The organism is Halorientalis pallida, from assembly GCF_004118325.1.
Classification (GTDB): domain Archaea; phylum Halobacteriota; class Halobacteria; order Halobacteriales; family Haloarculaceae; genus Halorientalis; species Halorientalis pallida.
Window position 1 is genome coordinate 428326 of record NZ_RDFA01000001.1, and the last position, 11803, is coordinate 440128.

An 11803-nucleotide genomic window follows, 5' to 3' on the forward strand; every position below is an offset into this window, starting at 1 on the left:
ACCGGCCGGCCTGCCGTTCTGATCCGAGACGACTGGCACCGGGAGGACCAATGAGTAGCGGCAGTCACGGCGAGCGCAAACCCGAGGCCGAACTCGGCCTGCTCGACGCCACCATGATCGGCATGGGTGCGATGATCGGCGCGGGCATCTTCGTGTTGACCGGCCTGGCCGCCGAGATCGCCGGTCCGGCCGCGATCGCCGTGTTCGCGCTGAACGGCGTCGTCACGGCGTTCACCGGCCTCTCCTACGCCGAACTCGCCTCGGCGATCCCGAAGAGTGGCGGGGGTTACGCCTTCGTCCGCGAGGTGTTCGACGACCTGAGTTCGTTCCTGATGGGCTGGATGCTCTGGTTCGCGTACATGATCGCCGGCGCGCTGTACGCGCTCGGTTTCGCGCCCAACTTTCTCGAACTGCTTCACGTCTACGGGTTCGCCCCGGCACCGGACGAGGTGGGCGCGGTCGCGCTCCCGCTGCTCGACGCCGCCGTCCCGGTCAGCGTCGGCCTGGCGTTCACCGCAGTCCTGTTGCTGGTCGCGCTGAACGCCGCCTCGACCGCCGCGAGCGGGAGCGTCGAGACCATCTTCACCATCGTGAAGGTCGGTATTCTGGTGGTGTTCGTCGCCTTCGGCGCGCTCTCGCCGATGTTCTCGACCGCCGAGTTCCAGCCGCTGTTCCCCGCGGACGGCTCGGCCTTCGCGATCCTCCCCGCGATGGGGCTGACCTTCATCGCCTTCGAGGGGTACGACCTCATCACCACGGTGACGGAGGAGGTGAAGAATCCGCGCGAGAACATTCCCAAGGCCATCTTCCTGAGCCTCGCCGTGACCGTCGTGGTCTACCTGGCGGTGGTCACGGTGGCTATCGGGACGCTCGGGGCGCAGGGCCTGGCCGAGGCCGGTGAGGCCGGCATCGCACAGGCGGCCACGGAGTTCATGCCGACGGGCCTGCCGGTGATTCAAAACGGCGGCGCGATCATCGTCTTCGGCGCGGTGTTCTCGACGCTGACCGCGCTGAACGCCGTCGTCATCGCCTCCTCACGGGTCGCGTTCTCGATGGGACGTGAGGGGCAGTTACTCCCCTCGATCGGACAGCTTCACCACCGGTTCGGGACGCCCTTCGTCGCCATCCTGGCGAGCGCGGTCGTCATGCTGGGCTCGGTGGCCCTGCCGACAAAGAGCGCGGGGAACATGTCGAGCCTGTTTTTCCTGCTCTCGTTCGTCGTCGTCAACGGTGCGGTCATCCGGTTGCGCCGGGAACGTCCCGACATGAAACGGCCCTACGAGATGCCCTACTACCCGGTGCCGCCGATACTGGGCATTGCACTGAACCTGGTGTTGACCGGCGTCCTCGTCTGGTATCTGGTGCAGACGGACCCGCTGGCGCTGGTCCTCAGCGTCGGTTGGATACTGCTCGGGGGGCTGGCCTATCTCGGCCTGAACCGGTGGCGGTCGGCCGAAGAGACCGGCAGGCCCGGGACGCCTGCAGACGCGGTTCCACAGGAGGACGACTGACATGACACAGGACCTGAACGTCATCATCGTTGGCGGTGGGCGCGTCGGCTTCCAGACAACGGCCATCCTCGCCGAGCGAGGCCACGATATCACCGTCGTGGAGCGCGATCCGGAGGTGTGTGACGCCATCGCCGACGAGTACGTCGCGACGATCATCCAGGGTGACGCGACCGATCCGGCGATCCTCGAACAGGCCGACGTGGCGCGGGCGGACGTGATCGCGGGCCTGACCGCCAACACCGGCGTGAACCTCGCAGTCTGTCTCGAAGCCACGGAGATGAACGGCGGCGGCATCCGGACTATCGCCCGCGTCGAACGCCTCGGCGGGGAAGAGTACACGCGGTTCGTCGACGCCGTCGTGTTCCCGGAGCGCGCGGGCGCGCGCATGGCCGCGAACGAAATAATCGGTGGCGACGTGGAGACCATCAGCGACGTGACCGAGACGTTGGACATCATGCAGGTCCGGGTAGCCGAGGGTGCGCCGGCGGCGGGCAAGGCGCTCGCGAACGTCAACTTCCCGACGGGGACGCTGGTCATCTCCGACGACGACGGCGAGCGCATCGCCGGGCCGGAGACCACTCTCGACGCCGGTAAACGCTACGTCGTCGCCGTCGAACCCGGTGTGGCCGACGAGGTCATGAATCTCCTTCGGGGCTAACGGTGAGTTTTCGCGCCCGCTCGATCACACTGGCGTTCTGGATCAACAGCGTTCCGACGATACTCATCACGAGCACGTAGCCCACGGCGAAGGCCGGCACGACTTCGCCGAGCGTGCCGGTACTGGCCCCGGCGGTCGCGGCCAGCGTCGCGAGGATCAGGGAGAACTCGCCCCGTGGTACCATCCCGAGCCCGACCCGGAGCGACCGGCGGGAATCGAGGTCGTACACCCGACCCGAGAGCGTTCCGCTCAGGAGTTTGCTCGCGGTCGTCACGACTACCGCAGCTGCGAGCAGGAGGGCCACGTCCGCCAGCAGGGTCACGTCGGTCGTCAGCCCGATCGAGAAGAAGAAGACGGCCGCGAAGAAGTCACGGGACGGCGCGATCACGTGCTCGATCCGTTCGGTGTGTTCGGTCCCGCTGAACGCGGTGCCGACGAAGAAGGCCGCCACCGCCTCGCTGACGCCCATCGCCAGCGCGACGCCGGCGATCAGCGTGGTGACACCCAGTACGCGCAACAGGAACAGTTCGTCGGAGCCGGTGCCGAACAGTCGCTCGACCGCGCCCGAGCCGTACCACGCGGCTCCGAACAGGACCCCCAGGAAAGCGAAGGCGATACCGACGGAGACGGCGGCGTCGGCAATCGAGCCACCGCCCAGCGCCACCGCCGAGAGGACCGCCAGGTAGATCGCGATGAAGATGTCCTCGAACACCAGCGTACCGAGGATCGGCCCGCTCTCGGGGTTGGCGACCCACCCCTCGTCGATGATCGATTTGGTGATCACCGCGCTCGACGAGATGTAGACGATACCCGCGAGAAACAGCGTCTCGACGGGACCGAAGCCGAACGCGAACCCGATGGCGAGGCCGACACCGAAGTTGACGACCAGATCGATCACGCCGATGCTCGCGATGCGACGGCTGTCGCCGAGCAGTTGGGAGACGCTGAACTCCAATCCCAGAAAGAAGAGGAGGAGGACGATCCCGAGTTCGGCCAGGCCGGCGACGAGGTCGCTATCGGAGACCAGTTGCAGGGACACGTCGCCGACCGCGCCGAGTGCGACCGGCGAGAGGTCCCCGATCGTGGTCGGGAAGTTCGGGCCGACGAGGACGCCGATCACGATGTAGGCGGGAATGACCGACAACCCGTAGCGGTAGACGACCGAGCCGGCGATCGCGAGCGCGGTGATCGCGATGCCGATCTCGTAGAGCGCGACGGCCATCTATTCGTCTGGGCCCTCGTCCACGCCGTTCCCGCCGAGCATCTCCTCGAGCGCGTTCTGTTCCTCGCGGGTGCCGAGCGTAACCAGCACGTCGCCGACCCGGAGTTCGAACTCCGGGCCGGGGTTGGGGTAGGTTTCGGAGTCGCGCTGAACCGCTAGCACGGAGACGCCGAGCGCCTGTCGGAGGTCGGCCTCGCCTAGCGTCTGACCGGCGAGTTCGGAGTCGGCGTGTAGATCGAGCCACTCGATGAAGGCATCGCCCAGCGGGACCTGCACCTCGTCGGTCTCGACGGGCTGGAAGTAGGCTCCTTCGATGATCGACCCGAGCTTCCGGGCCGTCTCGCCGCTCACCGTGAACAACTTCTCGCTGTCGGCGTCGGGGTCGGGCCGGCGGTAGACCTCGCGTTTGCCGTCGTGGTGGATGAGGACGACCAGGCGCTTCCCGCCGCCGATCTCGATCTCGAACTTCTTGCCCACGCCGGGCACCTCGGTCTCGTAGACGGTCATGCGGTGAGATGGACTGGACCGAGCATAAAGGCAGTGTGGGCGCTGGGCCACGTGCGCCCCGCAGACGGGAGAGCGGGCGACCGTTTCGATACACCTATACGGCGAGATGGCTTTCATTCGGGTGATGCCCGACGCGGCTCTGCTGCGCGACAGTACGCAAATCCTGCTCCCGGAGGAAGCCCTCGACGGGCTCCGGGAAGAACTGGAGCACCGGTTTACGCTGACGATTCGTTCCGAAGAGCAGGGGGTGCGCATCGTCGGCAGTCCCGTCGAGATCAAGGAAGCGAGCGCGTACCTCTCTCGGAACGGCATCTCGGTCCAGTAGTCGGGCGCTGCCGCCCGCCGGTCCCGCTTCTCACACCGCAACCCGAGAGCGTGTGCTCCGTCGACACACTCGCCGGGGAAAGCAACCGTTAAAAGCGCGCCCCCACGATAGGTTCGATATGGCTGGAACCATCGAAGTACTCGTCCCTGGCGGGCAGGCCAACCCCGGACCGCCGCTCGGTCCGGAACTCGGCCCGACGCCCGTCGACGTACAGGCAGTCGTCCAGGAGATCAACGACCAGACCGAAGCCTTCGACGGCACCGAAGTGCCCGTCACCGTCGAGTACGACGACGAAGGCGACTTCGAGATCGAGGTCGGCGTCCCGCCGACGGCCGAACTCGTCAAAGACGAGGCCGGCTTCGACACCGGGAGCGGCGAACCCCAGGAGAACTTCGTCGCGGACCTGTCGGTCGACCAGGTCAAGCAGATCGCCGAGCAGAAACACCCGGACCTGCTGGCCTACGACCTGAAAAACGCCGCCAAGGAAGTCGTCGGTACCTGCACCTCGCTGGGCGTCACCATCGAGGGCAACAACCCCCGTGAGTTCAAAGAGCGCATCGACGAGGGCGAGTACGACGACCAGTTCGCGGCCGAAGCCTGATCGGCCCGGCCCACTTCTCATTCGCTCGTCAGTCCCGGCAGTAGCGACTGCGTCGTGGCGTCTTCCCGGACTGCGTTCGCCGTGTGTTCGGCGCTGATCAGACACATCGGGAGTCCGATACCCGGCGTGGTGTACCCACCGACGTAGTAGAGCTCGTCGGCACCGCCCCGGTGCCCTGGCCGCAGCGGCCCGGTCTGCCGGAGCGTGTGGGCCAGCCCCAGCGCGGTCCCACGTGGCGCGTTGACCCACTCGGCGAACTCGGAGACACAGGCAGTCTCCTCGAATTCGATCCGGCCGCGCAGATCGACCCCGGTGTGTGTCGTCAGATCCGCCAGCACCTGCTCGCGGAACCGCTCTCTGACCTCGGGGCCGTCGTCCAGCCCCGGTGCGATGGGAACGAGGACGACGACGGTGTGGTGTCCCTCGGGGGCCGCATCGTCGTCGGTCAGCGAGGGCACGTTCACGTAGTAGGCCGGGTCCTCGGGCCACGACGGTTCGTCGAAGATGGTCTCGAAGTGGGGGTCCCAGTCCTCGGGAAGAATCAGCGTGTGGTGTTCGAGCGGGGCCACGTCGCCCTCGACGCCCAGGTAGAGCATGAACGCCGAGGGAGCGTAGGTCCGGTCGGCCCAGTAGTCGTCGTCCTGCCGGCGGGCCCGCGCGGGCAGGAGGTCGCGCTCGACGTGTGCTGGGTTGGCGTTACAGACCACGCGATCCGTACGGTGGCGGTCACACTCGGTCGTGACCGTCGCGGGCGACCCGGGCTCGATGGCGGTGACCGTCTCGCCAGTTCGGAACGTGACCCCGTGTTCGCGGCCGAGGTCCCGCAGGGCCTCGACGAGGCTGTAGATGCCGTTCTCGGGGTAGAACACGCCAAGCTCGAAGTCGACGTGCGCCATGAGGTTGTAGAGCGCGGGGGTGTTGTGGGGCGCGCCGCCGAGGAAGACGAGGGTGTACTGGACGAGTTGCCGGAGTTTCGGGTGGTCGAAGTAGTCGGCCGCGTGATCCTGCATCGAGCCCAGGAACGTCAGTCCGCGGGCGGAGCGGACCACGTCGAGGTCCACCCAGTCCCGGAGCCGGGGGCGGTCCTCGTAGACGAACCGCTCCATCCCGATCCGGTAGGTCTCGGCCGCCTCGTCGAGGTACGCCCGGAAGGCCTCGCCCGCGCCCGACTCGTAGGACTCGAAGCGCTCCGCGACGGCCTCGGGGTCGTCCGGGACCGCCACCTCGGCACCGTCCTTCCAGTGGATCCGGTAGTGCGGATCGAGGCGCTCGAGGTCGTAGAAGTCGCCGGGTTCGCGGTCGAAGTGGGCGAAGTAGCGCTCGAACACGTCGGGCATGAGGTACCAGGAGGGGCCGGCGTCGAACCGGAACCCCTCGCCCTCGGTGCGCGTGGCGACCCCGCCGAGGTCGTCGTTGCGCTCGATCACGGTCACGTCGGCGCCCATCGCCGCCAGGTACGGTGCCGTCGCCAGCCCGCCGACGCCGCCGCCGACGACGACGGTTCGTTCGCCGGCCAGCGGAGACCCGTCGAGGTCGGGACCGTTCGGTCCGCGGAAGTCGTCACCGTGCATGGTCGTTCCGGCTAGGGAGCCAACCCATTTCGAGCCTGTACCGAATTCCTGCGGTTCGGGAACGGGCACCGCCCCTTTTTCCGACCGATTCCCTAGTCGCCGTCGATGTTCGGCACCGTCGAGCGACGGCTTCCGACCGACGGCGAGGGCGCGGCCGGCCGCCTGCTAGTGGCGTCGTGGGCGCTGTTCGCCGGCCTGACCGTCCTGTTCGGGGCCGCCACCGTCTTCGAGACGACCGTACCGATACGTTACCAGGCCATCGCGTACCTGGCGCTGATGATCGGGGTCAGCCTCCCCCACGGCGGGTTCGAACACGTCGCCAACCTCCGCGGGCGCGGGGAGTCGTTCCAGGTCCGATACCTGCTGGCGTACCTGCTCCTGATCGGCGCGTCACTGGCCGTGTTCGTCCTCGCGCCGGCCGCGGGCCTGGCGCTCGCGGTCGCCATCACCTGCCTGAAAGGCGGGTTCGGCGGACTGCACGTCCTGGAATCGACGACCGGGAGCGACCACCTGACGAGTCGGCCACAGCGGGTCCTCGGGGCGCTCGTGCGTGGGGGCGCGGTGATGATCGTCCCCATGGTCGCGCACCCGGGCGTGTTCTACATGGTCAGTTACTATATGACGGCGCTGTTCGAACCGCAGGCGCTGGCCGACGCCGTGTGGCTGTTCGAGTCGCCGGCGCGTGAGGTTCTCGCGGGCGTGTACCTGCTGGCTCTCCTGGTGCATCTGGTGTGGGGCTACCGGCGGGCCGACGGACTCGGTTCGTGGCTCCCGGAAGCCGGCGAGACGTCGTTGCTGGTGGCCTTCTTCGCGGTCGTCCCGCCGATCCTGGCCGTGGGCGTCTACTTCCCGTGCTGGTACGCGACGCGACAGACGGCGCGGTTGAGCGCGGGCGGCGGGTCGCTCCGGACGGTACTCGCCCGGGTCGCTCGCGGAGCGGTCGCGCCCTGGCTCGGGGCGCTCGCACTGCTCGCGGGGTTGGCGGTCGCGCTCCCGGAGGCACCGACGACGCCGACCGGGTGGGTCGCGCTGTACAGCGTGTTCGTCGCCGTGATCGCGGTGCCCCACGTCCTCGTCGGGTCGTGGCTCGACCGGCGACGGGGGATCTGGACGACGTGAGCGGTTCGGTTCGACGGGTTTAAGTTTGGCATCGGCCACGTTCCGGGTGAGACAGGCTTCGCCTGTTTCACTGACCCGTAGGAGCGTTACGCGTACTACGGAGGTGAACGATGGCAGATCAGGACATAGAGCAAGCAGTATCTAGCGCACTCGACGAGGCACCGCCGCGGAACTTCCGCGAGACGGTCGACCTCGCGATCAACCTGCGCGACCTAGACCTCGACGACCCGTCGAACCGCGTCGACACCGGCGTCGTCCTCCCCGAGGGGACGGGCCAGGAGACGAGTATCGTCGTCTTCGCGGAGGGCGAAACCGCCCTCCGTGCGGAGGACGCCGCCGACGACGTGCTGGACGGCGACGACCTCGAAGAACTGGGCGACGACGACGAGGCCAAGGACCTCGCCGACGAGACCGACTTCTTCATCGCGGAGCAGAACATGATGCAGGACATCGGTCGCTTCCTCGGTACCGTCCTCGGCCCGCGCGGGAAGATGCCCGAACCGCTCGACCCCGACGACGACGTCGTCGAGGTCGTCAACCGAATGAAAAACACGGTGCAGCTCCGGAGCCGCGACCGGCGGACCTTCCACACGCGCGTCGGCGCGGAGGACATGGACGCCGAAAACATCGCGGACAACATCGACGTCATCCTCCGGCGGCTGCACGCCGAGCTCGAGAAGGGCCCGCTGAACATCGACTCGGTGTTCGTCAAGACGACGATGGGCCCGGCCGTCGAGGTGGCCTAAGATGAGCGCAGAACGCAAGACAGAGACCATCCCGCAGTGGAAAAAGGAGGAGGTCGACGACCTCGTCGCAACGCTGGAGCAGTACGACTCGGTCGGCATCGTCAACATCGCCGGCATTCCGAGCCGCCAGCTCCAGGACATGCGGCGCAACCTCCACGGCACCGCCGAGCTGCGCGTCAGCCGGAACACGCTGATGGAGCGTGCGCTCGACGAAGTCGACGCAGGGCTGGACGATCTCACCGAGTTCATCGGTGGCCAGGTCGGCCTCATCGGGACGAACGACAACCCGTTCACGCTGTACCAGCAGCTGGAGGCCTCGAAGACGTCCGCACCGATCAACGACGGCGAAGTCGCGCCCAACGACATCGTGATTCCGGAGGGCGACACCGGGATGGACCCCGGTCAGTTCGTCGGTGAACTCCAGGGTGTCGGCGCGGAAGCCCGGATCCAGGAGGGCTCAATCCAGGTCATGGCCGACTCCACGGTGCTGGAGGCGGGCGAGACCGTCGACAGCCAGCTCGCCAACGTGCTGAGCGAACTGGGCATCGAGCCCAAGGAAGTCGGGCTGGACCTGCAGGCGGTGTTCGCCGACGGCGTCCTCTTCGAGCCCGAGGAGCTCGAACTGGACGTCGACGAGTATCAGGCGGACATCGAGGCGGCCGTCGCGGGCGCACGCAACCTCTCGATCAACGCCGTCTACCCGACCGCACAGACGGTCGGCGCGTTGCTCGGCAAGGCGTCCGGCGAGGCCAAGTCGGTCGGCCTGCAGGCGGCCATCGAGGACGAGCAACTCATGCCCGACCTCCTGAGCAAGGCGGACGGGCAGGTCCGGGCACTGGCGGCCCAGATCGACGACCCCGAGGCGCTCCCCGAGGAGCTTCAGGGCGTCGAGACGGCCGAGCCCGAGACCGAAGCGGAGCCCGACGCGGGCGGCGACGAAGACGGCGAGGAAGACCAGGCGGACGCCGACGCTGAACCCGACGACACCGACGACGATGACGACGACGACGGTGACACGGGCGATGCGATGGGCGCGATGTTCGGCTAACAACTAAATACCACCAACAAGACTACGAACCATGGAATACGTTTACGCAGCACTCATCCTGAACGAGACGGGCGAAGAGATCAACGAAGACAACATCACGGGCGTCCTCGAAGCGGCGGGCGTCAGCGTCGAGGAATCCCGCGTCAAGGCCCTCGTCGCGGCGCTCGAGGACATCGACATCGAGGAAGCCGTCGAACAGGCCGCAGCGGTCCCGGCCGGCGGCGCGGCTGCCCCCGCGGGCGGCAGCGCCGACGGTGAACTCGAAGAGGGCGGCGACGACGAAGGCGGCGAAGAAGAGGAAGCCGAAGCGGAAGACGAAGGCGGCGACGACGAAGACGAGGGCGACGGCGGCGAAGGCCTCGGCGAGCTGTTCGGCTGATCGCGGTCCCACCACCTTCTCCATTCTTTCACCCGGCGAGCGATAGCGCTGCCGACCGGACGGTAGCACCCCAGTCGCGAAGCGACGTTATCAGTAGTGATTCTCCAGGGTGGATCTTTAACTCGTCGAGAAGAACATACAGAAACGAAGCCAGTTCCTGAGCAGAATGGAATTACAAGCCACGCCGTATACCGTACCGCTCGCGCTTGCGGTGGTGGTCGGGACCGTGGGCGCAGCGATCTCCTGGCACCAGCGAGAGGGCCCCCTGGAGGTCTCTGCGATGGGCGTCCAGCTGTCGTTGGCGCTGTGGTCCCTGTTCACGCTGTTGACCGTCTCTGCCGTGTCGCTGTTCTGGAAGCAGCTGTGGTTCGCACTGTTTCTCCCGACGATCCCGCTGCTCGTCGTCACGACGAGCCTCTTCACCGTCCACTTCGTGGGTCGGCGGGACTGGCTCACCCGGCCGCGGGTGGGCGCGCTTCTGACGTTCCCCCTGGTTACACTCGGACTCACTCTCACCAACGGGATTCACGGGCTGTTTCTGGTCGATGTCGGCGTGGACCGGAGCGGATCGTTCGCCATGCTCACGTACGAGTTCGGGATCGGAGTGAAAGCGATGGCTGCCATCTCGTATGCCGTCGCGATCGGCTACAACACCGTGCTGGCCCGGCGGATAGCCCGGTCCCGGAACGTCTATCGGAAGATCAGCGCCGTCATCTCCCTGTCGACGCTCGCCATCGGCGTCGTGACGATTCTCTCCCTTACCAAGCTCAGTCCGTTCCCGCATTTCATGCTCGTCCCGTTCGTCTACGTCGTGGTCGGTGTCTTCCTGCTTTCGATGGGCAGCGTGACGTTCATCCGGGCGCTCCCGTTCGACCGCATCTTCAGCATCGTCGAGTCGCGCTTGGACAACACCGTCCCGCTGGCGCGGGACTTCGTCCTGGAAGCGGTGGACAACGGTATCATCGTCGTCGACGAGGACGGCCGGATCGTCGACGTCAACTCGACGGCAAAACGGATGCTCGGGCTGAACCGCCCGGTGGGAAAGCCCCTGACGACCGTCGTCCGCCCGGAATGGGTCCTCGAGTGTGGCGAGATCGGGCCGGTTCTGGAAGGGGACGAACCGGTCCACGAACTCGACGACGAGGCGTGGGTCGAGACGCCCAACGGCGAGCGCTGTTATCAGGCGACGATCTCCGCACTGAGTGAGGGCGACGAGGCACGCGCCCACGTCATCCTGCTCCACGACATCACCGATCGAAAGCGTCGGGAGGAGCAATTACAGGAACAGAAGGAGGCGTTGCGGTCACGCAAACAGCAACTCGAACACCAGAACGAACGACTGGACGAGTTCGCGGGTATCGTTTCCCACGACCTTCGCAACCCACTCAACGTCACGACGAGCTATCTCGAACTGTTCGAGGCACAGATCGACGGTGACGACGACAGCGCCGAGATCAGCGAGACGGACATCGAGGAGATGAGAACGGCCACCGAGCGGATGGAGGCCATCATCGACGACGCCCTGACGCTGGCCCGGGAAGGGAAAGCGGTCACCGAGACCGAACCGGTCGATCTGTCCGAGACAGCCGAATCCGCATGGGAGACCGTCGATACCGCCGACGCGACGTTGCGGGTCGAAACCGACACCGTGATCGAAGCGGATCGTGGACGGTTGCGGACGATCTTCGAGAACCTCACCCGGAACGCCGTCGAGCATGGCTCTACGAGCCCTGCCTCGCAGACTCGCCAGGACGCCGTCGAGCATGGCTCTACGAGCCCTGCCTCGCAGACTCGCCAGGACGCCGTCGAACACGGCCGAGAAAACGTGACCGTCACCGTCGGCGACTTCGACCACGACGACGCAGCCGGGTTTTTCGTCGCCGACGACGGCCCCGGTATTCCCGACGACCGGAAAAGGGAGGTACTCGACCACGGATTCACGACCAGCGAGGGCGGAACCGGATTCGGGCTAGCTATCGTCACCGACGCTGCCAACGCTCACGGCTGGGACGTGACCGTCACCGACAGCGAGACGGCGGGTGCCCGCTTCGAGTTCACCGGTGTCGACCGAGTGAACGACGACTCCCGGACTGACGGTTGATACGGGCCGCTGCCA

The 11803-nt window shown here is 66.7% G+C and carries 12 protein-coding genes; 9 read left to right on the forward strand and 3 right to left on the reverse strand.

From position 1 onward, the window contains the following. Positions 1-50: 50 nt before the first annotated feature. Both EAF64_RS02375 and EAF64_RS02380 read left to right on the forward strand, forming a co-directional pair. Positions 51-1511, forward strand: coding sequence for an APC family permease (locus tag EAF64_RS02375; RefSeq protein WP_129067365.1), 1461 nt, complete (start codon positions 51-53; stop codon positions 1509-1511). After that, complete coding sequence (locus tag EAF64_RS02380) at positions 1480-2169, forward strand: potassium channel family protein (protein WP_325051200.1); 690 nt, start codon at positions 1480-1482, stop codon at positions 2167-2169. Before EAF64_RS02375 ends, EAF64_RS02380 begins: the two co-directional genes overlap by 32 nt. On the opposite strand, the gene EAF64_RS02385 is transcribed toward EAF64_RS02380, so the two are convergent. After that, entirely contained in the window at positions 2147-3391 is a 1245-nt protein-coding gene (locus tag EAF64_RS02385; RefSeq protein WP_129067367.1) for a cation:proton antiporter, read from the reverse strand. The genes EAF64_RS02380 and EAF64_RS02385 overlap by 23 nt on opposite strands. Beyond that, on the reverse strand, positions 3392-3898 hold the full coding sequence (locus EAF64_RS02390) for a cation:proton antiporter regulatory subunit (RefSeq protein ID WP_129067368.1): 507 nt from the start codon (positions 3896-3898) through the stop codon (positions 3392-3394). 124 nt (positions 3899-4022) lie between these two features. On the opposite strand from EAF64_RS02390, the gene EAF64_RS02395 reads away from it, so the two are divergent. Both EAF64_RS02395 and EAF64_RS02400 read left to right on the forward strand, forming a co-directional pair. Then, entirely contained in the window at positions 4023-4223 is a 201-nt protein-coding gene (locus EAF64_RS02395) for a VNG_1110C family protein (protein ID WP_092662888.1), read from the forward strand. A gap of 118 nt (positions 4224-4341) precedes the next feature. After that, on the forward strand, positions 4342-4824 hold the full coding sequence (locus tag EAF64_RS02400) for a 50S ribosomal protein L11 (RefSeq protein WP_129067369.1): 483 nt from the start codon (positions 4342-4344) through the stop codon (positions 4822-4824). Between the two features lie 17 nt (positions 4825-4841). Here EAF64_RS02400 and EAF64_RS02405 read toward each other — a convergent pair whose 3' ends face one another. Then, entirely contained in the window at positions 4842-6395 is a 1554-nt protein-coding gene (locus EAF64_RS02405) for a phytoene desaturase family protein (protein WP_129067370.1), read from the reverse strand. Between the two features lie 105 nt (positions 6396-6500). On the opposite strand from EAF64_RS02405, the gene EAF64_RS02410 reads away from it, so the two are divergent. The 5 genes from EAF64_RS02410 (at position 6501) to EAF64_RS02430 (ending at position 11788) form a co-directional block, all read left to right on the forward strand. Further along, entirely contained in the window at positions 6501-7514 is a 1014-nt protein-coding gene (locus EAF64_RS02410) for a Brp/Blh family beta-carotene 15,15'-dioxygenase (protein ID WP_129067371.1), read from the forward strand. Between the two features lie 110 nt (positions 7515-7624). Next, positions 7625-8260, forward strand: a complete 636-nt coding sequence (locus tag EAF64_RS02415; RefSeq protein ID WP_129067372.1) for a 50S ribosomal protein L1 — start codon at positions 7625-7627, stop codon at positions 8258-8260. Position 8261: 1 nt separating this feature from the next. After that, a complete protein-coding gene (locus EAF64_RS02420) occupies positions 8262-9308 on the forward strand; it encodes a 50S ribosomal protein L10 (protein ID WP_129067373.1) in 1047 nt (348 codons plus the stop codon). Between the two features lie 31 nt (positions 9309-9339). Beyond that, on the forward strand, positions 9340-9687 hold the full coding sequence (gene rpl12p / locus EAF64_RS02425; protein ID WP_129067374.1) for a 50S ribosomal protein P1: 348 nt from the start codon (positions 9340-9342) through the stop codon (positions 9685-9687). A gap of 166 nt (positions 9688-9853) precedes the next feature. Further along, positions 9854-11788, forward strand: a complete 1935-nt coding sequence (locus EAF64_RS02430) for a histidine kinase N-terminal 7TM domain-containing protein (protein ID WP_129067375.1) — start codon at positions 9854-9856, stop codon at positions 11786-11788. Positions 11789-11803: the final 15 nt, after the last annotated feature.